This is a genomic window from Rhizobium sp. 01N447_2 (genome assembly GCF_056399245.1).
Genome location: NZ_JBFTQY010000011.1, coordinates 185381 through 211363 on the forward strand (window position 1 = coordinate 185381; position 25983 = coordinate 211363).

General features: G+C 62.4%; 23 protein-coding genes and 1 pseudogene. 12 read left to right on the forward strand and 12 right to left on the reverse strand.

Annotated features, from left to right (window positions below; genetic code table 11):
• The first annotated feature begins 113 nt into the window (after positions 1-113).
• From AC1ECN_RS09565 to AC1ECN_RS09585, 5 genes are read left to right on the forward strand one after another with little or no spacing between them, the layout of a single operon-like run.
• Entirely contained in the window at positions 114-1124 is a 1011-nt protein-coding gene (locus AC1ECN_RS09565; RefSeq protein ID WP_018073942.1) for an AAA family ATPase, read from the forward strand.
• Between the two features lie 13 nt (positions 1125-1137).
• Positions 1138-2058: a DUF58 domain-containing protein gene (locus AC1ECN_RS09570; RefSeq protein ID WP_018073941.1), complete on the forward strand. Its 921-nt coding sequence runs from the start codon at positions 1138-1140 to the stop codon at positions 2056-2058.
• Positions 2055-4868 carry a DUF4159 domain-containing protein gene (locus AC1ECN_RS09575; RefSeq protein WP_130672940.1) on the forward strand — a complete coding sequence of 938 codons (2814 nt, stop codon included), beginning with the start codon at positions 2055-2057 and terminating at the stop codon, positions 4866-4868. The genes AC1ECN_RS09570 and AC1ECN_RS09575 overlap by 4 nt, the downstream gene beginning before the upstream one ends.
• 1 nt (position 4869) lies before the next feature.
• Positions 4870-6939 carry a hypothetical protein gene (locus tag AC1ECN_RS09580; RefSeq protein WP_130662017.1) on the forward strand — a complete coding sequence of 690 codons (2070 nt, stop codon included), beginning with the start codon at positions 4870-4872 and terminating at the stop codon, positions 6937-6939.
• A gap of 4 nt (positions 6940-6943) precedes the next feature.
• Complete coding sequence (locus AC1ECN_RS09585) at positions 6944-7360, forward strand: GNAT family N-acetyltransferase (RefSeq protein ID WP_075224531.1); 417 nt, start codon at positions 6944-6946, stop codon at positions 7358-7360.
• 155 nt (positions 7361-7515) lie between these two features.
• Here the strand turns inward: AC1ECN_RS09585 and AC1ECN_RS09590 are convergent, their stop codons facing one another.
• Positions 7516-8079: a GNAT family N-acetyltransferase gene (locus AC1ECN_RS09590; protein WP_075224565.1), complete on the reverse strand. Its 564-nt coding sequence runs from the start codon at positions 8077-8079 to the stop codon at positions 7516-7518.
• A 193-nt stretch (positions 8080-8272) separates the two neighbouring features.
• On the opposite strand from AC1ECN_RS09590, the gene AC1ECN_RS09595 reads away from it, so the two are divergent.
• Entirely contained in the window at positions 8273-9259 is a 987-nt protein-coding gene (locus tag AC1ECN_RS09595; RefSeq protein ID WP_075224566.1) for a glutathione S-transferase family protein, read from the forward strand.
• Positions 9260-9262: 3 nt separating this feature from the next.
• On the opposite strand, the gene AC1ECN_RS09600 is transcribed toward AC1ECN_RS09595, so the two are convergent.
• Positions 9263-9739, reverse strand: a complete 477-nt coding sequence (locus tag AC1ECN_RS09600) for an NUDIX domain-containing protein (protein ID WP_012758478.1) — start codon at positions 9737-9739, stop codon at positions 9263-9265.
• 73 nt (positions 9740-9812) lie between these two features.
• Here AC1ECN_RS09600 and AC1ECN_RS09605 point away from each other — a divergent pair, with 73 nt between their 5' ends.
• From AC1ECN_RS09605 to AC1ECN_RS09620, 4 genes are all read left to right on the forward strand, one after another.
• Positions 9813-10721 (forward strand): metallophosphoesterase family protein, encoded by a 909-nt coding sequence (locus tag AC1ECN_RS09605; protein WP_032996029.1) that lies wholly within the window; start codon positions 9813-9815, stop codon positions 10719-10721.
• A 159-nt stretch (positions 10722-10880) separates the two neighbouring features.
• Positions 10881-11441 (forward strand): tetratricopeptide repeat protein, encoded by a 561-nt coding sequence (locus AC1ECN_RS09610; RefSeq protein ID WP_018073933.1) that lies wholly within the window; start codon positions 10881-10883, stop codon positions 11439-11441.
• 187 nt (positions 11442-11628) lie between these two features.
• Positions 11629-12138, forward strand: a complete 510-nt coding sequence (locus AC1ECN_RS09615; RefSeq protein WP_018073932.1) for an RNA polymerase sigma factor — start codon at positions 11629-11631, stop codon at positions 12136-12138.
• A gap of 2 nt (positions 12139-12140) precedes the next feature.
• The gene (locus tag AC1ECN_RS09620) at positions 12141-12986 is read left to right on the forward strand and encodes an anti-sigma factor family protein (RefSeq protein WP_477952844.1); all 846 of its coding nucleotides are present in this window, start codon (positions 12141-12143) and stop codon (positions 12984-12986) included.
• A gap of 57 nt (positions 12987-13043) precedes the next feature.
• On the opposite strand, the pseudogene AC1ECN_RS09625 reads toward AC1ECN_RS09620, so the two are convergent.
• Positions 13044-13838 (reverse strand): annotated as a pseudogene (locus tag AC1ECN_RS09625) (quinone oxidoreductase family protein); the annotation flags it as partial.
• Between the two features lie 56 nt (positions 13839-13894).
• On the opposite strand from AC1ECN_RS09625, the gene AC1ECN_RS09630 reads away from it, so the two are divergent.
• Positions 13895-14308 (forward strand): winged helix-turn-helix transcriptional regulator, encoded by a 414-nt coding sequence (locus AC1ECN_RS09630; protein WP_032988639.1) that lies wholly within the window; start codon positions 13895-13897, stop codon positions 14306-14308.
• Between the two features lie 91 nt (positions 14309-14399).
• Here AC1ECN_RS09630 and leuA read toward each other — a convergent pair whose 3' ends face one another.
• The 3 genes from leuA to AC1ECN_RS09645 form a co-directional block, all read right to left on the reverse strand.
• Positions 14400-16169: a 2-isopropylmalate synthase gene (gene leuA / locus AC1ECN_RS09635; RefSeq protein WP_477952846.1), complete on the reverse strand. Its 1770-nt coding sequence runs from the start codon at positions 16167-16169 to the stop codon at positions 14400-14402.
• Positions 16170-16598: 429 nt separating this feature from the next.
• Positions 16599-17798: a benzoate/H(+) symporter BenE family transporter gene (locus AC1ECN_RS09640; protein ID WP_130672941.1), complete on the reverse strand. Its 1200-nt coding sequence runs from the start codon at positions 17796-17798 to the stop codon at positions 16599-16601.
• A gap of 191 nt (positions 17799-17989) precedes the next feature.
• A complete protein-coding gene (locus AC1ECN_RS09645; RefSeq protein WP_003561390.1) occupies positions 17990-18574 on the reverse strand; it encodes an ATP-dependent Clp protease proteolytic subunit in 585 nt (194 codons plus the stop codon).
• 231 nt (positions 18575-18805) lie between these two features.
• On the opposite strand from AC1ECN_RS09645, the gene AC1ECN_RS09650 reads away from it, so the two are divergent.
• Positions 18806-19594: a DUF2076 domain-containing protein gene (locus AC1ECN_RS09650; protein WP_130672942.1), complete on the forward strand. Its 789-nt coding sequence runs from the start codon at positions 18806-18808 to the stop codon at positions 19592-19594.
• Between the two features lie 125 nt (positions 19595-19719).
• Here the strand turns inward: AC1ECN_RS09650 and queF are convergent, their stop codons facing one another.
• The 6 genes from queF to AC1ECN_RS09680 all read right to left on the reverse strand — a co-directional run.
• Complete coding sequence (gene queF, locus AC1ECN_RS09655; RefSeq protein ID WP_026238726.1) at positions 19720-20184, reverse strand: preQ(1) synthase; 465 nt, start codon at positions 20182-20184, stop codon at positions 19720-19722.
• Complete coding sequence (gene emfA / locus AC1ECN_RS09660; protein ID WP_130672943.1) at positions 20184-21098, reverse strand: CDF family cation efflux transporter EmfA; 915 nt, start codon at positions 21096-21098, stop codon at positions 20184-20186. Before emfA ends, queF begins: the two co-directional genes overlap by 1 nt.
• A gap of 319 nt (positions 21099-21417) precedes the next feature.
• On the reverse strand, positions 21418-22089 hold the full coding sequence (locus AC1ECN_RS09665) for a DUF2161 domain-containing phosphodiesterase (RefSeq protein ID WP_130672944.1): 672 nt from the start codon (positions 22087-22089) through the stop codon (positions 21418-21420).
• Positions 22090-22103: 14 nt separating this feature from the next.
• Positions 22104-22343 (reverse strand): hypothetical protein, encoded by a 240-nt coding sequence (locus tag AC1ECN_RS09670; RefSeq protein WP_003561395.1) that lies wholly within the window; start codon positions 22341-22343, stop codon positions 22104-22106.
• A 121-nt stretch (positions 22344-22464) separates the two neighbouring features.
• Positions 22465-24654, reverse strand: a complete 2190-nt coding sequence (locus AC1ECN_RS09675; RefSeq protein WP_477952850.1) for an anthranilate synthase — start codon at positions 24652-24654, stop codon at positions 22465-22467.
• Positions 24655-24920: 266 nt separating this feature from the next.
• The coding region (locus AC1ECN_RS09680; protein ID WP_477952852.1) for a TonB-dependent receptor domain-containing protein at positions 24921-25983 on the reverse strand (1063 nt) is incomplete at its 5' end.

Consider the following 25983-nt stretch of genomic DNA (forward strand, 5'->3'; position numbering starts at 1 on the left):
GTCATTCGCAACGAACTTGTCAGCCCGTCACATCTCCATAACTCTATCGGGTATGAGGCACATGTATAAGTCCGCCGATTCGCTGCCGAATGATTCAGCCGTTGGAGATACGCATGGGTATGATGAAGACCGAAGCCAGCCTCGATGAAAAGGCGATCGTCGCCGCCGCCGAAAGGGCGCTCTCCGATATCGCCGCCATCCGCGGGGAAGTCTCGAAGGTGATCTTCGGTCAGGAAAGCGTCGTCGAGAACACCATTCTCGCCGTGCTGTCAGGCGGTCATGCTCTGCTCGTCGGCGTTCCCGGCCTTGCCAAGACCAGACTGGTGACGACCCTCGGCGAGGTGCTCGGCCTTGCCGCCAACCGCATCCAGTTCACGCCGGACCTGATGCCCTCGGATATTCTTGGCTCCGAGGTGATGGACCAGGACGACAGTGGACGGCGCTCCTTCCGTTTCGTCAAAGGCCCGGTCTTCGCCCAGCTCCTGATGGCCGACGAGATCAACCGCGCCTCGCCGCGTACCCAATCGGCCCTTCTGCAATCCATGCAGGAATACCATATCACGATCGCCGGCCAGCGCTATGACCTGCCGGCGCCCTTCCATGTGCTCGCCACCCAGAACCCGCTCGAGCAGGAAGGCACCTATCCTCTGCCTGAAGCCCAGCTCGACCGCTTCCTGCTGCAGGTCGACGTCAACTATCCCGAACTCGCCGCCGAGCGCCAGATCCTGCTTGAGACGACGGGCTTGGGCGAAACCCGGCTGGAAGCCATCATCGATGCGCAGCGGCTGATCGAGATCCAGACCCTGGTGCGCCAGATGCCGGTCAGCGACACGGTCGTCGATGCCATCCTGGCGCTGGTGCGTTCCGCCCGCCCCGGACAGGGCAATGCCTCGACCGACAAGAACGTCGCCTGGGGTCCTGGCCCGCGCGCCGGCCAGGCGATGATGCTCTGCGCACGTGCCCGCGCGCTCTATGAAGGCCGTCTCGCACCGTCTCTGGACGATATCTTCGCGCTCGCCGAACCCATTCTCCAGCACCGCATGGCGCTGACTTTCGCAGCCCGCGCCGAAGGCATGTCGGTGCGTGACGTCATCGCCGGACTGGTCAAGCAGGCAAAGGGATAAGGAAGCCGGACGCGTGGCATCTATCGGACAGATCGTCAATCCGACACCCGGCAGCGATGCCCTTTCCCGCGCCAGGCAGCGGGCCGCCCTGGTGCCAGACTGCCTGGTGGAAGCCAAGCGCATCGCCAATACGGTGATCGCCGGCTGGCATGGCCGCCGCAAGCGCGGCATCGGCGAGAATTTCTGGCAGTTCCGACCCTATGCCGAGGGCGAGAGCCTGTCGCGCATCGATTGGCGCCGCTCCGCCCGAGACGACCATACCTACGTGCGCGAGCGCGAATGGGAGGCGGCGCACACGATCTGGCTCTGGTGCGACATGTCGCCCTCGATGATGTACAAGTCGAGCTATGGCAACGTCTCCAAGGAAAGCCGCGCGCTGGTCATCATGCTGGCGCTTGCCGAAATCCTCGCCCGCTCCGGCGAGCGCATCGGGTGCCCCGGCATCATGGAACCCGCCTCCGCCCGCAACGCCGCTGAACGCCTCGCAGCCGCACTCATGCACACGCCGCTAACCGGCGGCCTGCCGGAAACGGCGATGATCCGCGGCTGGAGCGATCTCGTCCTTATCGGCGATTTCCTCGACGATGCGCCGGCAATCATGGAACGGCTCGGCCCGCTTGCCCGCCGCGGCCTGCGCGGCCATGTGGTCGAGATCGCGGATCCCGCCGAAGAGATATTCCCCTATAGCGGCCGCACAGAATTCACCGATCCGGAGAGCGGCGCCAAGCTCGTCTCCGGCCGCGCCGAACACATCCGCGAGGCCTATCGCAACGCCTACCTCGCCCGCAGGGACAGCCTCGGCCAGTCGCTGCGCCATCTCGGCTGGACCTTCGCCACCCATCGCACCGATCATCTTGCTTCCGAGGCGTTGGTCGCAGTGCACATGTATCTGTCCGGCATGCCGGCCAAGGCGACGCATGGAGGGCAGCTATGAACGCCCTTCCCTTCGCTTTCGCCTACCCCGCCATTCTCGGCGCGCTCGTCGCCTTGCCGGTCATCTGGTGGCTGCTGCGGCTGACGCCACCACGTCCGAAGACCGAAGTCTTCCCGCCGCTGAAGATCCTCGCCTCCGTGCTGAAGCGCGAGGAGACGCCGGCGAAAAGCCCGTGGTGGCTGACGCTGCTGCGCATGGTGCTCGCCGCCACCATCATCCTTGCAATCGCCGATCCGGTTTTCAATCCGCGCACCAGTTCGCTCGCATCAGGTGGCCCACTCGTCCTCTTCGTCGACAATAGCTGGGCGGCGGCACCCGACTGGGAGCGCCGCATCCAGACTGCCGACGCGTTGATAGACGACGCCGAATCCGCCGGCACGCCCGTGTCGATCGCCTTCACCGCCGATCCGACCAACGATGCTGTGCCCGGCACCGCCGCTGCCGCCCGCGACAAGCTGCGCGCCGCCGAGCCGCGACCGCTGGTACCCGACCGCGAACGCGCCTTCCAGGCGCTGCGCACGGCCCTGAACGGCATCAAGCCCGGCACTCTCGCCTTCCTGACTGACGGCGCCGCCGCCAAGGCCGACGACGCAACGGTGCGCAGGCTCGCCGAACTCCAGCCCGCCGATCTCCGCCTGATCGAGGGCGATGCTGCGCGGACAGTGGCGATCACCGCGGCCAACAATGCGGCAGACGCCATGACCGTCAAAGTCACGCGGCTCAACACCTCGCATGCCGCATCCGTGGCGTTGAACGCCGTCGATACCCAGGGCCGCTCGATCGCCAACGGCAGGGTGGACTTCCGCCCCGGCCAGAGTGTCGCAACGAGTTCGATCACCGCACCCTTTGAGATGCGCAACGATTTCGCGCGCGTCAGCGTCGACAATGGCGCCACGGCAGGCGCGGTCCACCTTCTCGACGACGCATTCAAGCGGCGCCGCGTCGTCTTGCTATCGGGTGAAGGAGGCGATGAGTTCCAACCGCTGCTCTCGCCGCTCTATTATATCCAGCGGGCACTGCAGCCCTATGCGGATTTGATCCAACCCGCCGATTCCGATCTTTCGGTCGCGATACCAAAACTTCTCGCCAACAATCCCTCCATCATCATCATGGCCGATATCGGCCGACTGCCGGAGGAGACTTACGAGCCTCTGACGCGCTGGATATCGAATGGCGGCATGCTCTTGCGTTTTGCCGGCCCGCGCATGGCGGCCGCACCCGCCGACGATCCGCTGATCCCTGTCATCCTGCGTCAGGGAGAACGGGCACTGGGCGGTACATTGTCCTGGAGCGAGCCGCAGTCGCTTGCGGAATTTCCAAGTTTCGGGCCTTTCGCCCGCATAGCGCGTCCCGCCGATGTCGTCGTCAAGCGGCAGGTGCTTGCCGAACCGACACCCGATCTTGCCGAGCGCACCTGGGCGAGCCTGGCTGACGGCACGCCGCTCGTCACGATGAAGCAGATCGCATCCGGCCAGATCGTCCTGTTTCACGTCACCGCGGAAGCAACCTGGTCCGATCTGCCGATCTCGGGCACTTTCGTCGACATGCTGCGTCACCTCCTGCAGATATCGCGCTCGGGCGGCGTGACATCGGAGGCGCGCGGCAATGCGCGTGTTTCCGAAACCCTGCCGCCATTCCGTATGCTGACGTCCAAGGGCACGCTCGTCTCCGAGACGGGTTCGGCGCGGCCGCTTATTCCACAGGCCGGAGCTGAACCGACGGCGAATTTCGACAACCCGCCCGGGCTCTACGGTTCGGAGGACGGTTTCACCTCCCTGAACGTGCTGCCCGAGAACGCCGAACTGAAGCCGCTCGACACAACAGGGACCAATGCCGTGCGCGAAGGCCTGATCGGCGGCGAAAGCTGGTCGGCAAAACCGGCACTCTTTCTCGCGGCCTTTCTGCTGCTCCTGGCCGATAGCCTGATCGTCCTTTTCATGAATGGCGCGTTCTCGCGATTGCGCCCGGCCGTCCGCACCGCAGCGATGATCGCGATCGCCGTCGGCGCCGGCTTTCTCGTGCAACCCGGCACGCTTCACGCCGACGACTCCCAGCCCGGCGACGACCTCATCTTGCAGAGGCTTGATAATACACACCTCGCCTATGTCGTTACCGGCGAACAGGAGGTGGACAATATATCCGAGCGGGGTCTCGAGGGACTCACCCAGTTCCTGACCTTTCGCACGACGCTGGAGCCGGCACCGCCCGTGGGCATCGACCTCACCAAAGACGAGCTCTCCTTCTATCCGATCATCTACTGGCCGGTTTCGGCAACGGCGCCGATGCCGTCGACGGCGGCGATCAGCCGTATCGACGCCTACATGCGCAATGGCGGCACCGTGCTTTTCGATACGCGCGATCAGATCAGCGCATTGGACAATGGCGGCAATGTCAGCGCCAACGGTGAGAGGCTGCAGGCAATCCTCGCCAATCTCGACATTCCGCCGCTCGAACCGGTACCATCAGACCATGTGCTGACGAAATCCTTCTATCTCCTGTCGAGTTTTCCCGGTCGTTATACTGGCAGCCCCCTCTGGATCGAGTCCCGGCAGGGCGGTCAGGAGCCGAGCGAAAAATCGGCGGCAACGGCCGACGGCGTTTCGCCGATCCTGATCACCGGCAATGATTTCGCCGGCGCCTGGGCGATCGACGACAACGGCGTACCGATACTGCCAACCGTGCCGTCGGATGAAACGCAGCGCGAATATGCCTACCGTTCCGGCGTCAACATCATGATGTATATGCTGACCGGCAACTACAAGACCGACCAGGTCCATGTTCCCGACCTCCTCGAACGGTTAGGGCAATGAGATGACGTTCGACTTTTCGCCCTTCCTGGCTTGGTCGGTTCTGGCTGCACTTGCCGTGGTCAGCGCTGTTATCGCCGCCTTCGCGATCTGGCGCGGCATTCGCGGTGCCTGGATCAGAACACTGGCAGCACTCGCCATGCTGGCCGCCCTTGCCAATCCTGTGCTGCTGCAGGAAGACAGGGATCAGTTGTCGACGATCGTCCCCGTTCTTGTCGATCGAAGCCAGAGCCAGCAGACGCCCGATCGCGTCAAGATGACCGACGATGCGCTTGCGGCCCTGAAAGGACAGCTCGCCCGCTTCCCCCAGATAGAGCCCCGCTTCGTCGATGTCGAAGGCGACGTCAATTCCGATGTGCCGTCGACACGCCTGTTCGACGCACTGTCGGCCAACACCGCCGATGTACCGCCCGCCCGCATCGGCGGCGCCATCATGCTGACCGACGGTGAAGTCCATGATGTTCCGGCCGCCAATCAGGCGCTCGGTTTCGACGCGCCGATCCATGGCCTCGTAACCGGCAAGGCCAACGAATTCGATCGCCGCATCGAAGTCATCAAGGGGCCGCGCTTCGGCATCGTCAACGAAGAGCAGCAGGTGATCTTGCGCGTCTTCGACGACGGCCCGAGCCCCGGCGGCACGGCTGATGTCACGGTGAAGCTGAATGGTGACGAGATCGCCACCCTGCAGGCGACACCCGGGCAGGATACGCCCTTCTCGTTCAAGGTGCCGGGTGGCGGCAGCAATGTGCTCGAGTTCTCGGTCGCAGCCCTTCCCGGCGAAGTCACCACCGCCAACAACCGTGCCGTCCACGTCATCGACGGCATCCGCCAGAATCTCCGCGTCCTGCTCGTTTCCGGCGAGCCGCATGCCGGTGAGCGCGCCTGGCGCAACCTGCTGAAATCCGATGCGTCGGTCGATCTCGTCCACTTCACCATCCTGCGTCCTCCGGAAAAGCAGGACGGCACGCCGATCAACGAGCTGTCGCTGATCGCCTTCCCGACGCGTGAGCTCTTCGTCGACAAGATCAAGGATTTCGACCTGATCATCTTTGATCGCTACCAGCACCGCGGCGTGCTGCCGCTGCTCTATTACGATTACATCGCGCAATATGTCGACAACGGCGGCGCGCTGCTGATCGCCGCCGGTCCCGAGCACGCTGGCCCCGATTCCATTGCACTGACGCCACTTTCCTCGGTCCTGCCGGCAACGCCCACCGGAGAGATGATCGAAAAGGCCTTCTATCCCCGCCTCTCCGAGGAAGGCCGCAAACATCCCGTCACGCGCGGCCTTGACGGGTCGGGCGAGGACCCGCCGCATTGGGGCCGCTGGTTCCGCAGCGTCGATGTCGACCGGCCGCAGGGCGAGACGATCATGCTCGGTGCCGACAATCACCCGCTGCTGGTGCTGAACCGCGCCGGCCAGGGCCGCGTCGCCATGCTGCTTTCCGATCAGGGCTGGCTCTGGGCGCGCGGCTTCGAAGGCGGCGGTCCGAACGTTTCGCTCTATCGCCGTATCGCCCATTGGCTGATGAAGGAGCCGGCGCTTGAGGAAGAAGCGCTGACGGCGCGCGCATCTGGCCGGACTCTTGAAGTCACGCGCCAGACGATCGGCGACAATCCCGGCAACGCCACCGTGCGTTATCCTTCCGGCAAGACCGAAACCCTGCCGCTTACCCAGTCCGAACCGGGCCTCTACAAGGCCGAGAAGAGGATGGACGAAATCGGCCTCTTCGAAATCCGCAACGGCAAGCTGTCGACGCTTGTCCATATCGGCGCCGTCGATGCGCCGGAATTCAAGGCGATGATCTCGACGACCGATGTGCTGCAGCCGGTCGCCGACAGAAGCAAGGGTCTCGTCGCCCGCGTCTCCAATGCAAATGGCGCGATCTCCGTGCCACCGATCCTGCCGGTGCGCGGTCAGGTGCGCGTCTCTGACAACGATCGCATGATGATCCGCATGACCAGCGAGACCGTCTTGAAGGGCATCAACACGCTGCCCCTCTTTGCCGGTTTCGCCGGCGTCGGCATCCTGCTGCTCGCCTTCGGCGCCATGTGGTGGCGCGAAGGGCGGTAATCTCATGCCGGAATTCGAGCTCACCGCCTCGCCCTCACCGGAGGAACTCGCGGCAATCACCGATGCGCTCTCGGCGTTCAACAACAGCGATGCCGGCCCCTCGGATCGCCGACCGCTCGCGGTCCTTATCCGCGATACCGACGGCAAGGTGACGGGCGGTCTTTCGGGCTTTACCGCCTGGGGCTGGCTCTTCACCCAGATGCTCTACATTCCCGATACACTGCGCGGCACCGGTATATCAGGCAATATCCTGACAAAGGCGGAAGAAGAGGCGAGAGCCCGGGGATGCCGCGGCGCCTGGATCGACACGTTCAGCCCGCAGGCTCTGCGCGTCTATCTGCGTCAGGGTTACGAGGTCTTCGGGGAGCTTGAGGATTTCCCGGAAGGCCGCAGGCGCAGCTTCCTCCGGAAAAGTCTCTAGAGCATTTCCGTTTTTCTTCGAATCACGGAAGTGCTCTATCTCTTTGTTTTCATGCAATTCCGGACGCAAAACCGCTGTGCACTTTTGCTGGATGCGTCGTTTCAAACGAGTTAGAGCATCCTTTGTGCGTTCGAAAGGACGCACGGCGCTCTAAATCATTCGCGCCAGGCGATCGTACCCCTCAGCCGCGCGTGCACGCCTTCCGCAATCGGAACGACGAGCACACGGCCGGGATCGACCGGGCCTGGAAAGGAAAGCGCGTTATAGGCGACCTTCTCGAAGCCGAGCGGGCCGTAATAGGGCGGGTCGCCGACGAGGATGACGGCTTCCGAGCCCTTGCGTCTTGCCGCTTCCACCGCGATCCGCACCAGTTCCCGGCCGATGCCCTTGTTCTTGTGGGAGGGGCGGACGGCGAGCGGGCCGAGAAGATGGCCCTTCACCGTGCCCGCCACCACCGGCGTCATGCGCACGGAGGCGATCGTCTCGCCGTTATCGGTGCAGATGAAGGAGAGCGACAGATCATGCGGCCCCTGCTCACGGATGCGCGCAGCCGCGCGCGTGAAGCGGCCAGGACCGAAGGCTTCTTCGTTGATGTGTTCGATGGCGGCGTCATGAGACGCGTCTTCAGTGAGGTAGACGAGATCGTGCTTGTACATGATGACAGAAACCGGATGGACAGATTGATGGGTCTCGAACACGCCTTGGGCGTTCGGGAGCATCAGCGTCGTCGCGGGTTTCTGGAAATGAACATCAGGCAGGGGTCCGAAAATCGTGAAACGCCGATAGCAGGAAAAATTTCCGCCGTCCAACGCAAAATGCGCGACGTGACGCACTGTTCAATCTTTGTCGCCTGTAAAGCGCTGCCATCTGCGATATCTTCCGTTCCAACACGCAATCAAGGGAATGAAGACCATGGGAATGCTGGTGGATGGCGTCTGGCATGACGTCTGGTACGATACGAAGGAGAGCAAGGGCCATTTCAAGCGGCAGCCCTCGCAATTCCGCAACTGGGTGACATCGGACGGTGAGGCCGGCCCTTCGGGCAGCGGCGGCTTCAAGGCCGAGGCCGGGCGTTACCATCTCTATGTCTCGCTCGCCTGCCCGTGGGCGCACCGCACGTTGATTTTCCGCAAGCTGAAGAAGCTGGAAGAGCTGATTTCGGTCTCGGTCGTTGATCCGCTGATGGTCGAGAACGGCTGGGAGTTCAACGTCGGCGACGGTGCCACCGGCGACCACCTCTTCGGCGCGTCCGCGCTCTGGCAGATCTACGTCAGGGCCGATCCGCACTATTCCGGCCGCGTCACCGTTCCCGTGCTCTGGGACAAGAAGACCGGCACGATCGTCAGCAACGAATCCGCCGAGATCATCCGCATGTTCAACAGCGCCTTCGATGGGCTGACCGGCTCGAAGGCCGATTACTATCCCGAGGACCTTCGCTCCAAAATCGATGCACTGAACGCCACCGTCTACGACACCGTCAACAACGGCGTCTACAAGGCCGGCTTTGCCACCACCCAGCAAGCCTATGAAGAAAACGTCGGCAATCTGTTCGAAACGCTCGACATGCTCGATGAACGCCTCGGCAAGGGCCGCTACCTCTTCGGTAGCAGGCAGACCGAGGCCGACTGGCGCCTGTTCACCACGTTGGTGCGCTTCGACGCCGTCTATGTCGGCCATTTCAAGTGCAACATCCGCCGCATCGCCGACTACCCCAACCTGCCCGACTATCTCAGTGATCTCTACCAGACGACGGGCGTTTCGGAGACGGTGAACCTGAAGCACATCAAGGAACACTATTACCGCAGCCACAAGACGATCAATCCGACCGGCATCGTTCCCGTCGGCCCAGCGCTCGATTTCGACAGTCCGCACGATCGTGCCAGGCTTGCCGCCGCCTGAGAATTACCAGCGGTGGGCGGGCTCCTGCTCGCCGCGAAGCTCGGCAAGACGGCGATGCGTCGCCTTGGTCGTGCCCTCGGGCAGGCTGTCGAGGGAAAAGAAGCCGCTGTCGGATATCTCCCAGTCCGGCGGCCGCGGCGCCGTCTGCTCGACGATTGCCCGGTAGAAGACGACATGGTCGCGCCTTGTGGTGGTGGTATTGAAATAGACCTGGATCAGCTGCGGCTTGCCGATGATCCTGAGGTTGCCCTCCTCGCGCAATTCCTTGGCAAGCGCTTCCTCGACCGTCTCGTTGCGCTCCAGCCCGCCGCCCGGCATATGCCAGCCGCCGATATAGCTGTGGCGCACGAGAAAGATGCGTCCGTCTGCATCGAAACAAGCGGCCCGCACGCCCACGGTCATGCTGCGGACGAAACTGAAATAGACATGCAGCAGGCGCAATGCCAGCCTCATGTGAAGGGGCCGGTTCTCTTTATCCACTATCACTCCGTTTCAGCTCTTCATCGCGCCCAATGTGTTTGATTTGTCAATAAGCTGGTCTATGTCTCGTAACATGTTCAAGCTCGCGCATATCTCCGACGTCCACCTCGGGCCGCTGCCCAGTCTTTCCATTCAAGAGCTGTTTTCAAAACGCATAACAGGCTTTGTGAACTGGCATCGAAATCGACGCAAGCACCTTTTCGGCAGCACGTTGGATCTGCTGCTCGACGACATCCGCGCCCACCAGGCCGATCACCTGGCCGTCACCGGCGACCTCGTCAATCTGGCGAGCGGCATTGAGATTCGCGCCGCCGCTGCATGGCTGCGCGCGTTCGGCGACCCCGCGAACACGTCCGTCGTTCCCGGCAATCATGACGCCTATGTACCAGGCGCATATGAGAAGTCGATGCGCGCTTGGTACGATTATGTCCGCGGCGATCTGGCTCCGCCGCAATGGCAGGACGACCGCCATATCTTCCCCTATCTGCGTGTTCGCGGCAAAGTCGCGATTGTCGGTTGTTCGACGGCGGTCGCCACCCCTCCCTTCGCCGCCTCCGGCTTTTTCGGCGCGCGACAGGCCCGCGATACTGTCAACATGTTGCGCGCGGCTGGCGAAGCCGGACTCTTCCGCGTTGTCATGATCCATCATCCGCCGATCCGCGGCGCCACGGCCTTCTACAAACGGATGATCGGCATCCGCCGTTTCGCCGCCGTGATTTCGACGGGCGGCGCCGAACTCGTGCTGCACGGCCATACGCACCTGAACACGCTGCATTGGCTGCGCGGCCAGGTGCAGCCGGTGCCGGTCGTCGGCATTGCCTCAGCCTCGCAGGGACCGGGCAGCGTCAAGCCGGCCGCCGCCTACAACCTCTTCTCCATCGACGGCTCTCCCGGCGCCTGGGAGCTCAGCGGCGAGCGCTTCAGCCTCAACAGGGCCGGCGACGCGGTGATGCCGGAAAGCGCCGATATTTTCGCGCCTTAGCGTCACCTCTGAACGCTTTTTATGCAGCACTTGAATCGATCTGCGAGGACATCGGGCCACCGTCGCAACATTTGCCATGGAGGTTGCTTACCCTCTTGGTATTTTTAGTGGTAAGCGTACAATCCGAGCAACTGCATTGCCTGAGAACGGAGCGCGCCGATGACTTCTTCTTTCCGTTACCTGTCCAGACTTTCGCTCGCCGCCGGCTTTGCCTTCGGCATCGCCACGACCGCTTTCGCGGCCGGCGACAGCAACGATGACACCAATCCGCCGCCGAAGACCCAGACGACCAAGACCTGCACCGGCGGCAAGGTCTGGGACAAGGCCAAGAAGGAATGTGTCAACCCGAAGAAGAGCAGCTTCAACGACGACGATCTCTATCAGTTCGCCCGCGAGTTTGCCTATGCCGGGCAGTATGACAACGCCATCACGGTGCTCAATCTCGCTCGCAACCAGAACGACCCGCGCGTCCTGAACTATCTCGGCTACGCCAACCGCAAGGCAGGCCGCATGGAGCTCGGCATGTCCTACTACCGCAAGGCGCTGCAGGCGGATGAGAATTATATCCTCGCCCGCTCCTATATGGGCATGGCGCTGGTGGAACAGGGAGACATCCAGGGCGCCCGCGTCCAGCTTGTCGAAATCCGTGATCGCGGCGGCGAAGGCACCTGGGCCTATCGCTCCCTGCTGCAAAGCTTGAACGGCTACAAGACATATTGACGCAAGCTTTGCGGGCCACAATACGAAAATCCCTTGGGAAAGAGGGATGAAGACGACCGGATGCTTGCGAAGTGCAGGAGACTTGTTTCATAAAGCACATGCATCGACGGCGTCGATAAAGTCGGTTTCGCGCCCGACGGCGAACCCTTCGTCCGCGAAACTATTGTGAATGCTTCTTGGATAGACAATGCGTCAGCCCGCAACGACCATCGATCTCCGGCGTGATCTCGTCGGCCTCCTGCCCCGCCTTCGCCGCTTCGCGATCACGCTCGCGGGTGAGGTTGCCGTGGCCGATGAACTCGTTCAGGCCGTCTGTCAGCGTGCCATCTCCAAAGGTCATCAATGGAGCGGCGAAGGCCGTCTGGAAAGCTGGATCTACACGCTTGCCCGCCAGCAATGGGCCGACGACAACCGCAAGCGCAAACCGAAGGCTTCCGTCCGCGGCAACGTCACCGATATTCGCGAGGCCGCGCGCGAACGCTCGGCTGCGGTCGATCCCGACACCATCCATCACATGATTTCCGATATGCCGGATGGCGTTTCCAGCATGTTCCTGCTCGTCGACGTCGAAGGCCACAGCTACCAGCAGGCGGCCGACATCATGGGCATTCCGGTGGCAAACGTCGTCTCTCAGCTCGCCACCGCGAGGCTGCATTTCGCCGGGCTTGCCGGCACTCACCCGATCCACAGGTACTGAATTTGCTCGATTTTAGGAAATTGCCGCTCGAGGCCCAGCTCACCGCCCTTCTAGACGGCGAAGTCTCGCCCGAACAGCGGCACGAACTGGAACAGCGTCTGGCAAGTGACGAGAATGCGCGCCGGCTGCATGAGAAGCTACGTCATGGCGCCGATTTTGGCCGCCRCCGCCTCGACGATATCCTGAAGGAGCCGGTGCCGCTCGCCCTCGTCCGCTCCATCAAGAGCACACAGCCGCCGAAAACGCCGATCGCCCAGCGCGCCACGCGTCCGCAGGTGAAACTGGCGCCGAGCGGCCCGCAGGCGCTGGCCGCCGCCATCATCCTCTTCGTCGTCGGTTGCGGCATCGGCTATTTCGTCGGCGCAGGCCCCGATGCCGACGAGATCGCCACCATGGCCACCACCAATACGGCACCGACCAATACCAACGACTGGCTGGGCGACGTCACCGCCTATCAGCGCCTGCTGATCCGCCAGCCCCGCCATCTCGTCGAAGTGCCCGCCTCGCAGGCCGAGGAAATCTCCAGCTGGCTGACGACCGCGATCGGCGTGCCCTTCCGCGTGCCTGATCTCAGCGCCGAAGCCTGGACCTTCCAGGGCGCGCGCGTCATCCTCGGCGATAGCCGCCCTGTCGGGCAGCTCGTTTATTCCAACGCCGACGGCGACGTTATCTCCATCTGTTTCCGCAAGGACGCGCAGCCGCCCGAGACCGACGACTTCAAGGAAACGATCAAGGACGAGATCGGCCTCGTGACCTGGCACAATGCCGGCACCTCCTATGTGCTTGCCGGCCCCTCCGCCGAAGCAACCCTCGGACAGCTCGCCATGGAGATCGCCACGGCGATCTGATTGATAGAGCATGACGTCGAGCGGTTTTCGCACCACGTCGTGCTCGCCTTCTTTGATTTAAGGCACCAGCACCACCTTGCCGACCGCCCTCCGCCCTTCGATGGCGCGATGCGCTTCCGCCGCTTGATGCAGTGGGAAACGACCGCCGTCGATAACCGTCAGGGCGCCAGCCGCGGCAAGCTCGAAGAGTTCGGCAAGATCCTCCCGCACACCCTGGGACGTCAGCAGCGGCAACAGCGAAAATCCCTTGATCGACTGATTGTCATCAAGCATGTCCTCAACATCGGCCGCCCCAAGCCCGAATCGCCCCATCGCCGCCAGCACCAGCTCGCCGCAAGGCGCCAGCGCATCGAGCGCCGCCTTTGAAAACGCGCCGCCGACGGTTTCATGGATGATATCCGCACCGAGCCCTCCGGTCAGCCTTTTGACGTCCTCCTGCCAGCCGGGCGCCGTATAATCGACCGCATGATCGGCGCCGAGAGATAGGGCAAGCCCCCGCTTCTCGTCGCTGCTGGCCGCCGCGATCACCATCTTCGCCCCGTCGCGTCTCGCCAGCTGCACAAGCAGCGATCCGACACCGCCCGCTGCCGCACTCACGAGAACGTTTTTGTTTTTCKCCGGACTGCGGCGCAGGAGATGCAGCGCCGACAGCCCCTGCACCATCAGCGCGGCCGCCGCCGCGAAGGAAAGCGCATCGGGCAGCAGCACCACCGCCCCGCCATCGACCGCGACGAATTCGGCATAACCGCCCGAACCGCGCCCGATCGCAAAGAGAGGAACGCCAACCCGCCTGCCAAGGAGCGACGGGTCGGCACCAGTCCCTGCTCGCTCGATTGTACCCGCGACCTCGACACGAATATCCGGCAAAAATACACACTCTTTCGTGTCCTACCCACCAGGAGGTGACCATGGCCGAGCCGATGAAAAGACTCCCCGAGCTGCCGGTCGAGCGCGCGCTGAAGGTGATTTCAGGACGCTGGAAGCCGGTCATCCTTTACTACGTCTTCTCCGGTCCGAAGCGTCTGTCGGAGTTGAAGCGGATGATGCCCGCCATCACCCAGAAGGTGCTGATCCAGCAGCTGCGCGAGATGGAGGAGCACGGGCTGGTCGCCCGCCAGATCTTCGCCGAAGTCCCTGCTCGCGTCGAATACAACGCGACCGAACTCGGCCTCGCGCTCGAACCGGTGCTGCTGGCGCTCTGCCAATGGGGCCAACGCCACGCCGAAGCGCGAAACGAAGCCGACAAAGTCGCCGACTGCATCGTCAGGCCGCGCCGCGCTACAGCACCGCGCCTCTTTTCAGACGCGCATAAGGCGCTGTAACACTTTGAATTGCTGCATAATTTTATCCTTAAATCGATTCCGATTTAAGGAATTGTGCAGTAGTGCGGTCGCGGCCTGAGTCCTTTTAAGATCAGGCCTTGCCGGCCTTCACGTCGAGCACACGGTTGGCGGCCGAGACGATCGCTTCCAGCGATGCCGCGACGATGTTGGTATTGATGCCGGCGCCGAAGAGTTTGCCGCCGGGATAGGAGGTCTCGACATAGGAGATCGCCGCCGCGTTCGAGCCATGCTGGAGCGAATGCTCGGAATAGTCCTCGACCGACATCTCGATGCCGAGATAATGCGACAGCGCGTTGATGAAGCCGTCGATCGGGCCGTTGCCGCGCCCTTCGATGCGCTTGATCTCCCCATTGTCGGTGATCTCGGCTGCGACGATCCGCTGGCCCTTGTGCTCAGTGTCAGGATAGGTGTGATGGTCGACGAAGCGCAGGCGGCCTTCCGGCTGCGTCACGTAGCGCTCGATGAAGCGGTCGTAGATGCGCCGGGACGGAAGCTCCTTGCCCTCCACGTCGGTGATGCGCTGGATCTCTTCGCGGAGTTCCACCTGCAGGTTGCGCGGCAGGTTCAGCCCGTAATCCTGCTGCAGGATATAGGCGATGCCGCCCTTGCCGGACTGAGAATTGATGCGGATGATTGCCTCGTAGGAACGACCGACATCGCGCGGATCGATCGGCAGGTACGGGACTTCCCACACGGGATGATTGGCGACCTGTGCTGCCTTCATACCCTTGTTGATCGCATCCTGATGCGAGCCGGAGAAGGCCGTATAGACCAGTTCGCCGACATAGGGATGACGCTCGCCGATCACCATCTGGTTCGAATATTCGAACACTTCCTTGATGCGTTCGATATTCGAGCAGTCGATCTCGGGATCGACGCCTTGCGTGAACATGTTCAGCGCCATCGTCACCATGTCGACATTGCCGGTGCGCTCGCCATTGCCGAACAGCGTGCCTTCGACGCGGTCGGCACCTGCCAGCAATGCCAGTTCGGCAGCGGCGATGCCGGTGCCGCGATCGTTATGCGGATGCAGGGAAACGATCAGGTTCTCGCGATTGTCGAGGTTGCGGCACATCCATTCGATCTGGTCGGCATAGACGTTCGGCGTCGCCATCTCGACGGTGGACGGCAGGTTGATGATCAGCTTGTTGTCGGGCGTCGGCTTGACGACCTCGATGACGGCATTGCAGATCTCCAGCGCCACATCGAGTTCCGTGCCGGTGAAGCTCTCCGGCGAATATTCGAAACGGTAACCGCCGCCGGCCTTCGTGGCCATATCGGTGATCATCTTGGCGGCATCGACGGCGATCTGCTTGATCCCCTGCACATCCTTGGCGAAGACGACGCGGCGCTGCAACTCGCTGGTCGAGTTGTAGAAGTGCACGATCGGCCGGTTTGCGCCTTCCAGCGCTTCGAAGGTGCGGGTGATGAKTTCCGGGCGGCACTGTACCAACACCTGCAGGGAGACGTCGTCGGGCACATTGCCCTCCTCCACGCACCAGCGGGCGAAGTCGAAATCGGTCTGCGAAGCCGAGGGGAAACCGATTTCGATTTCCTTGAAGCCCATCTCGATCAGCAGCTGGAACATCCGCGCCTTGCGATCGTGGCCCATCGGGTCGACGAGCGCCTGGTTGCCGTCGCGCAGGTCGACCGAGCACCAGACCGGTGCCTTGGTAATGGTCTTCGTCGGCCAGGTGCGATCGGGAATGTTTACCTGCGGGTAGGCCCGGTATTTTACCGCGGCGTCGGGCATGCCTTTTGCGGGGGCCGTCTTGTTTGTGGAGGCCATGTTATTCACGGAGGCCATCTTATTCTCTGAGGATTGCGTCTTCGCGTCCATCGTATCGTCTCCTCGTCCCGGCATTTGCCCGCCTCATAGCCGATCATGTCGGGCTTGGCGATAAACAAATGCGGACCTTGTCGGTCGTTAGGTCAATTTTGAAAGTGAGTCGCGAGGAGCGATGGCCGGGCGGGCTTTCGGCCGCCGGGCGCTCCTCAAAGGACCCGGCAACCGCGCGTAAGGCCGAGGAGAAGAAGCGAGGTCAGGGCGCGCGTATTGTCACGCAGGGCGATACGGCCGCGTGCAATCGTGTCAGAAATTCTGGCGCCAGTGGTCTTCATGACCGCGCTTATAGCCTCGGGCGGTGATGCTGGCAAGTCCTTGCCGGGCTTTTGGTCACCGCCAACAATCGACGAACTGCGCACTTATTGCTGGCGGAACTGCTTGAAGCGCCAGGATCCGGCATTTGGGGAGCACAACGACCCTCCGTTACCTCGACTGAGCTCGGTCTTTCCAAATCTTCACCAGCCGCGACAGCGCCAGCATCAGCCCACCCGCGATCAGACCCCAGAAGGCACCGGAAATACCGCCGAAGGAAACGCCGGAGGCGGTGACGAGGAAGGTGATCGCCGCCGCCTCGCGCGAGTCCGGCGCCTGGAAGGCCGACATCGCCGAGGACGAAAAGGCGCCGACCAGCGCCAGCCCAGCTACCGCCTCGATCAAGATGGAAGGCGCGAGCGCGACGAAGGCCGTCACAGCGCCGGCAAGCAGCCCGAGAATGATATAACCGACGCCGGCGATCAGGGACGCCCAATAGCGCCGCTTCGGATCGGCATGGGCGTCCTGTCCGGCGCACATTGCCGCGGTGATGGCCGCCAGATTGACCGCGTGGCCGCCGAACGGCGCCGACAGCAGCGAGAAGAAGCCGGTGACGGCAAAGAGCGGACCGGGCTTCGGGTCGTAGTGGTTGACCTTCAGCACCGCGATACCCGGAATGTTCTGCGAAGCCATAGTGACGATGAAGAGCGGCAGTGCGATCGAGACGAGGCCGGCGAGATTGAACACCGGTCGGACAAACTCCGCCGTCGGCACCAGCGACTGCTCCAGCGAGCTGAGCGCACCGTCGGGGATATCGACACCGAAGGCGAGCACCAGCACGAAGGCCGCGAGTGCTGCCGGCACTGCCCAGAGCCGCTTGAAGGCGCCGACGACGATCCAGGCGACGACGATCGGCAGGCCGAACAGCGGATTGAAGCCGATCGCCTTCACCGGCGCGAAACAAAGGCCGATCAGCACGCCGGCAAGCATCGCATTGGCGAGTGGCGCCGGAATGGCGGCAACCGCTCGCCCGAGCGGCTTGAACAGTCCCGCAACAATAATCAGGGCAGCACAGATCAGGAATGCTCCGACCGCCGCATTGAAGCCACCCTCGATCGCCCCGGTGCTTGCCAGCAGTGCGGCGCCCGGTGTCGACCAAGCGATGCTGACCGGCAATCGGGTCACGGCACTCAGCACGATCGCACAGATGCCCATGGAAATCGACAATGCCATCAGCCCGGAAGCCGCCTGTACATCCGTGGCGCCGACCGCCTGCAGCCCATGCAGCACAACGGCGAAGGAGCTGGCGGAACCGACGAAGGCGGTCAGCAGCCCCATGAACAGGGCTTGGACGGAAAAATCTTTGAACATGGCGGGACTCGAGCTGCGCTAATGGCGCATGGAGCATGATGGTTGCCCCAGGTGCAAGTCTGGATTCAGTGCTTTCCGTTCAGACCTTGCCGCTAGGAGATCATCTCCGTTCAAGCACTATCCGAAAACAGAACGCCCTCACCTGCGATCGGYAGGCAAGGGCGGGTTCTTGGCAGCTTGGCTGAGAAAACTTAGATATCGGCCTGCGACGTCACGATCCGTGAAACGAGGCCATACTCCTTCGCCTCTTCGGCCGAAAGCCAGTAGTCGCGATCCGTATCCTTGTCGATCTTGTCGAGCGGCTGGCCGGTGGCCGCTGCCATGATCCTGTTCAGGCGCTCGTTCATCTTGATGATTTCGCGCGCCTGGATTTCGATGTCGGATGCCATGCCGCGCGTGCCGCCGGAGGGCTGATGCAGCAGGAAGCGCGTGTTCGGCAGGCACAGGCGCCGCTCCTTCGGAGTGGCGACATAGATCAGCGCGCCGGCGGAGGCGACCCAACCGGTGCCGATCATCCAGACCTTCGGCTTGATGAACTTGATCATGTCATGGATGGAATCGCCGGATTCGACGTGGCCGCCGGGCGAATTGACATAGATGCGAATGTCCTCGTCGCTGGCCGCGGCAAGCGCCACGAGCTGCGAGCAGACCTTCTGCGCCAATTCCTGATTGATCGGTCCGTAGATGAAGATCGAACGCGACTTGAAAAGATTCGCCTCCGTTTCCTTGCCGAGCGGCAGTTCCTTCGTCTTGTCGTCCTGGTCTTCGTCGTTCATTCGAACCTCTTGGAGATGAATTCGGGTTCCTCGCACATAGTGCGACTCAATGCCTAAAACAATGCGGGAAAAACACAAGGCACCGAAGCGATAGAGATATCCTTAAGAAGCCGCGCGCCGTTCTGCAAGCCTTACCGAATTGTAACGGCGAAAGGCTTTGAAAAGCCCAAATCGGTTCCTACCTCAGCCTCACGCGGCAAACGCCGCATCAGATGATTAGGAGGCAGGACAATGTCACCCGAAGAACGCCAATTGCTGACCGCCCTCTTCGACCGCGTACGCACCGCCGCGGCCACACCGCGCGACCGCGACGCCGAAGCCCTGATCGACCAGGCGACGCGCGAACAGCCCTCCGCCACCTATTATCTCGCCCAGGCCGTCATCGTTCAGGAAAAGGGACTGGAGGCGGCCGCCAACCACATCAAGGAACTGGAAGAGCGTCTCCGCCAGCTGGAAGCCGGCGAGAGCGAACACCGCCAGGCCGAACAGGGCGGCGGTTTCCTGAGCTCGATTTTCGGCAATACCCAGACGCAGCAGCCGGCCCCAGTTCCCTCGAATCCTGGCCCCTCCAATCCCGGTCCCTGGGGCCAGCAGTCCCGCGGCTATGACGATTCCCGCGGCTACGACCGCGATGTCCGCCAGCCGCCCCAACAGCCGACCGGCCCCTGGACCCAGCAGGTCTCTGCGCCGTCTGCGGGCGGCAGCTTCCTGCACGGCGCGCTCGGCACGGCGGCGGGTGTCGCTGGCGGCATGCTGCTTGCCAACTCGCTGAGCGGCATCTTCGGCAACCACATGTCCTCGCTCGGCTGGGGCTCGCCCTTCGGCGCCAATCCCTTCGGCAATGCCAGCGCGCCGACCGAGGAAACCGTCATCAACAATTACTACGGCAATGACGACACCCGCCAGGCCGCTGATACCGCGTCAGACGACAAGGATAACGACAATATCCAGCAGGCCGATTACGACGACAGCGACGATTACACCGACGACTCGTCCGGCGACGACACGACGGATGTGTGAGATCTAGCGGCCGGAGACGGGCAGCGATTGCCGCGCCGTTGCCCGGCCCTTCGCTCTAAGCTCAGGGCGTTCACCGCTGCAATCGATTCACTGGATCGATTGCTCGGGCTGCGCCCGACCGCGGCTCACCCACGGCCGCGATAGGTGGCAACGCCCTGCTCCGGCAGCCACACGCCTTCCGGCGGCGTGCCCGTCTGCCAGAAGACATCGATCGGAATGCCGCCGCGCGGATACCAGTAGGCACCGATCCTCAGCCACCTCGGATCGAGCAGCTCGACGATGCGCTTGGCGATGTAGACGGAGCAATCCTCGTGGAAAGCGCCATGATTGCGGAAGGAATGCAGGAAGAGCTTCAGCGACTTCGATTCCACCAGCCATTCGCCCGGAATGTAGTCGATGACGATATGGGCGAAATCCGGCTGCCCGGTCATCGGGCAGAGCGAGGTGAATTCCGGCGCGGTGAAGCGCACGACGTAATCGGTGCCGGCATGGTTGGACGGCACTTTTTCAAGCACCGCCTCCTCCGGCGATTGCGCGGTTTCAGTTTGCTGACCCAGCATCGACAGGTTGGAAACATCGGTACTCGGCATTATGCCTCCTTGACGACTTTGACTCGGATGCCGTGAGCCTTTTCGCCCTCCGGCTCCACGTGAATTGCGATGGTGGCGCCCTCGTGCACCGCCCTGATGGCATCCTCAAGGCGGTCGCATATATCATGCGCCTGCCGCACCGACATCGCGCCGGGCACCACCATGTGGAAATCGATGAAGGTGACGGTACCCGCCCGCCTCGTTTTCAGGTCATGCACGCCGATCGAGCCGGCCGCGTGGGTGGCGATCGCCTGCTTGATCGCCTCCTCCTCGTGCGGCTCGACCGCCTGGTCCATCAGCCCGCCGATCGATTGCGAGATCACCCTCCAGCCCTGATAGAGGATGTTGACGGCAACGAGAATGGCAAGCACCGGATCGAAGATCGCATAACCCGTTGCCAGCGCCAGCAGCAGGCCGACGAGCACGCCGACGGAGGTCACGACGTCGGACATGATGTGATGCCCATCCGCCGTCAGTGCTGCCGAGCGATGTCTGCGTCCGGTTCTGATCAGCAACCGCGCCCATATCGCATTGATGACACCGGCTGCGAAGTTGATCGCAAGGCCAAGCACGGGCGCATCCAGCATGCGCGGCTCGGCGAGATAACCAACCGCCTCGTTGACGATCAGCAGGGCGGCCACGACGATCAGCACGCCTTCGGTGACGGCAGACAGATATTCTGCCTTATGATGGCCGAAGGGATGGTCGTGATCGGCCGGCTTCTGCGCATAGCGAATGACGAAGAAGGCGATGAAGGCGGCAACGACATTGACCGATGATTCGAGCCCGTCCGACAGCAGCGCCACTGACCCGGTGACCCACCACGCCACCATCTTCAGACCCATGACGCCGAGCGACAGTGGAATCCCCCACATCGCCAGCTTCCGAACCGTAAGATCGCCGTTGTCACTCATTTCGTCCCCCTGCGGTTGCGAATGAATTGCAGCTTTCAAGCCGTTGAAACGCAAAACCGCCCACGCGAATGTCGCGCAGGCGGTTCATTTCAGGGTGATATGGGCGATGACGGAGGATTTGTCAAAGGGGAATGACACGCCGTTCACAGGCGTTGCCGGCCTTACAGCGCCGCGCATCCTTTCGGACGCGCAAAAGGCGCTGTAACACTTTGAATTACTGCATAATTTCATCCTCATATCGATTCCGATTCAAGGAATTACGCAGTAGCCGGAAGGCAACCCTCGACGAGCGATCCCCGTTGCTCGGTACTGCGCCGGCTCAAGGAGCCGGGTCGGAAAGGACAGGCTGCGGCCAGCGTAGGAGAGCAGCCTGCCCTGCAGACGTCAGGGCGTAAACACCCTTTTCTATCCGCTCGAACCATCCGTAGACGTTGTCGCGCAGGATCGGGCCGGCATTGGGCACAAGCATCTTCATATCTCGCGGCCGCTTGAGCCCCCCATCGAGTGCAGACGCGCAGAGCAACGCCTGCTGGCGATAGGCGGTCATGATCGGCACCCGCGAGCCGCCACCGACGGCGGGATCACCACGGCGGCGCTGATGCTCCTTGACGAGGCGCGACCGCCGCTTCGGATTGGTGCGCGGCATAGGCGAGACGGAACTAACGATGACGCTGACCTCGCCGCCATCGGAGACGCCAAGCATGCCGATACCAAGTCGCCGGCAGAGGTTGCGGTATCGTTTGTCGGCCTCCCGCCCTCGGCCTTTGGCGGAAACGCGGGCCGCAACCCAGACTTCATCACTCATCGCCGCGCGGTCAACCGCCTGGAGAAGCAGTTCAAGGTTGAAGGAGAGTTTCAGTTCGCAGACCACCACGACCGGCGGCTCGGCATCGCTCAAGCCGACGAGATCGCATCCGCCGACCTCGCCCTTCACGACATAACCCGCCGCCTCCAAGAAAGCTTTGACCGGCAGGTAGAGCGACGTCTCCATGTAAAAACGGCGCCTCAGGCGGCGTTGAGATCGGCAATCTCGCCATATCGTGCAAGCAATCGCGGCGACGACATGTCGCCGGTTTCTTCATCGACGATCACGGCATAGGCCGCCACGCCGACGAAACGCTCAGCCATCGCCGAAGCGATCTTTTCCGCACTGACGGAGTTCGATGCCTGGCGCATTTCGCCGGGCACGAGATTGCCGCGGTTCTTGCGGTAAGGGAGAACGATGAACTTTTCAGCATTGGCCACGGCAATAGGTTCCGATTGATCGTTCCTGAAATGTTCTGATTTGCCGGAAGAAGTCAAGTCGCGGCCCGACGGCCTGATGCCTGGCCCTTCCCGCAGTAGGAAGGGCCAGGCAAAATTGCCGTCACGCAGCCTTCGTCTTCACCCTGCGCGCCAGATGCGCCACGACATTTTCGATCATCCGCATCCCGGCATCGCCACCGAGCGTCATGATCGACTCCGGATGGAACTGCACCGCAGCGATCGGTTCCTTGGCGTGTTCGATACCCATGATCGTGCCGTCGTCGCTTTCCGCCGTGATGATGAATTCGCGCGGCAGCGTCGAGGGATCGGCGAAGATCGAGTGGTAGCGGCCGACCGTCACCTCCTTGGCAAGGCCGGAGAAGACGATGCCAGGCTCCAGCACGCGGATGCGCGAGGGCTTGCCGTGCATCGGCAGCGCCAGATGGCGCAGTTCCCCGCCATAGGCTTCGGCGAGCGCTTGCAGACCGAGGCAGACGCCGAAGATCGGCAGGTTGCGCGCCCGCGCCTTCTTGATCGTCGCCTTGCAGTCGAAATCCTTGGGCGTTCCAGGTCCGGGCGACAGCACGACGAGGTCCGGGTTCAGCTTGTCGAAGATTTCCTCCGGCACTGGTGTGCGCACGGTCGAAACCGTCGCCCCCGTCTGGCGGAAATAATTGGCGAGCGTGTGGACGAAGCTGTCTTCATGATCGACGAGCAGGATGCTGACGCCCTTGCCGACGCTCGCGACGTCGCGCTGGATCCTGCCGGAATTGCCCGTCTTGGCGTCTCGGATGGCGGAAAGCATGGCGGAGGCCTTCAGTTCTGTTTCGGCTTCTTCTTCCTCAGGAATGGAATCGTTGAGCAGCGTCGCACCAGCACGCACCTCGGCGATACCATCCTTGATGCGCACGGTACGCAGCGTCAGGCCGGTGTTCATGTCGCCGTTGAAGCCGACCATGCCGATCGCCCCGCCGTACCAGGCGCGAGGGCTTTTTTCATGGCTCTCGATGAAGCGCATCGCCCAGAGCTTCGGGGCGCCGGTGACAGTGACGGCCCAGGCGTGGCTGAGGAAACCGTCGAAGGCGTCCATGTCGTCGCGCAGCCGCCCTTCGATATGGTCGACCGTGTGGATGAGGCGCGAATACATCTCGATCTGCCGGCGGCCGATGACCTTGACCGAACCCGGCTCGCAGACACGGCTTTTATCGTTGCGGTCGACATCAGAGCACATGGTAAGCTCGGACTCGTCCTTCTTGGAATTCAGGAGCTTCAGGATCTGCTCGCTGTCGGCGATCGGATCGTCGCCGCGCTTGATCGTACCCGAAATCGGGCAGGTTTCGATGCGACGGCCGGAAACGCGCACGAACATTTCGGGTGAGGCGCCGACCAGATATTCCTGGTGGCCGAGATTGATGAAAAAGGAATAGGGCGACGGATTGATCGCCTTCAGCCGCTTGGAAATGTCGGACGGCTTGCTGTCGCAGCGCTCCATGAATTTCTGCCCGGGCACGACTTCGAAGAGGTCGCCCTTGCGGAAACTTTCCTTCGCCTTGGTGACGAGCTCGGCATATTCGCCCGGCCGGTGATCGCTCTTCGGCGGAATGGCATCCGTGTGTTTGAAGGGCTCCGCCGCGATATCTTGGGCCTTGCCCTCGRTCGACACGCCGCCTTTTTCGAAGTCGTAACGGTCGACCCAGGCCTTGGCGGCGTAGTTGTCGACGACGAGGATCTCGTCCGGCAGGTAGAGCACCATGTCGCGCTGGTCGGAGGGCCGCGTCAGCTTCAGATCGATCGCATCGAACTGGAAGGCGATGTCGTATCCGAAGGCGCCGTAGAGCCCGAGGCTCGCATCCGCCTGCGAGTAGAACAGGTCGGTGACGGCGCGCAGCACGGTGAAGACCGTCGGCATCTTCGAGCGCTCTTCCTCGGTAAACACCCGGTCCGGCGACTTGACGGTGAGGTCGAGGCGACGGGCGGAGGACACGCCGAGCACGATTTCGGACACCGTCTTCAGCCGCTCGGTCACGAAGCCGAGGATCACTTCGCCGCGTTCATTATAGGCTTCGATCCAGACGTCACGCCCGAAGGAGGAGATGCCGAGCGGCGGATCGACGACGGCGGTATCCCAACGCGTGTAGCGGCCCGGATATTCGTAGTTCGACGAGAACACCGCACCGCGGCGCTCGTCGAGCTTGTCGACATAGGAAGAGACCGCATCGCCGTAGGGGATCGCCCGCCGCTGCCGCGTGACGGATATGCCGCCCTTGGTCTCGTAGATTTCCGCACCATCATCCCGCAGGATCGTTACCATTGTTCCACTCCGTTATCGGGGCCCGGACGACAGGCGGCCATAAAACAAAAAAGCCGCCTCGAAGTTTCGGGCGGCTCACTCGTCGTCTTTGAACACGATTGGTCGAGGCCGCCTTAGCGAACCCACCACCAAACTGCAATGTTCAAGGACTTGATCATGGAAAAAATTGTTAGCCTGAGATCAGCCATTGCGCAAGAGGCGAATGCGGGAATGAAAAAGGGCGGCCCGAAAGCCGCCCATCCCCAGCCCTGAAAGCGTGATCGCGATCAGAAGGTCTTGGTCAGCGAGACCTTGAAAGTGCGGCCGGGCTCGGAATACCAATCGCGCGGCTGCGACGCCGTCGAGATCAGGTTGACATCGCGCACGGCGAGCGCGTTGAAATATTCCTGGTCGAAGATGTTGTAGACGCCGGCCTGCACGCGCAGGCCCGGCATCTGGTCCGGTGTCCACCAGCCGGTCAGGTCGACGATCGCGTAGCCGGGCGCATCGAAGGTCGTGTCGGCGGTGTTGGTGACGGGCGTATTGAGATGGTCAGTGAGCATGCCCGCCGAAAGCGTAGAAGAAAGATCGAAGCCGAAAGTCTCGTTGCTCCAGCCGCCGCCGACGATCGCCTTGAATGGCGCCACCGAGCGCAGGCGCTGAGTGGTTTCTTCATTCCTGCCATAGGCATAGGCAAGTGCGGCATGCAGGTTGATGCCGTTGTTGAACGTCTTGTCGGCGCTCGCTTCGATACCGGAGATCGTCACACTGCTGACGTTGGTATAGTTGAACTCCGTGATGCCAGTGGTCGCGTTGACGCTCGTCACCGTTTCGATGAAGTTGTGATACCGGTTGTGGAAGACCGCCAGACGGCCGTTGAAATCACCCGTGTCGAAATTGGCGCCCATCTCGACCCCATAGCCAGTTTCTGGCTTCAGGTCAGGGTTGCCGAGCTGGGCATAGTTGCCGCCCGCATTGTAGAAGCGGCTGTAGAGCTCATCGACAGTCGGTGCGCGGAAGGCCGACGACAGCTGGGTGTAGAGCTGCACATCGGGTGTCAGTTCGTAGGTGGCGAGCACCTTCGGCGAAACGTGCTGATCGCTGCGGTCGGACAGCGTGCCGAACTTGGCAAGCGCCGGATTGCTGGCGAACCCGCCGCTCGTTGACGGATCATAGCTGRACCAGTCGAAACGAATGCCCGGCGTCAACGCAAAATTCGTATCGCCGAACTCGATCTTGTCTTCGATCGACAGGCCGATCGTCTTGCTCTCGACGTCGGGCACTTCCGACTGGTTGTTGAGCGAAGGGCATGTCGTCGGCGTCGGGCATAGCGCGGAGCTGTACTGGGTC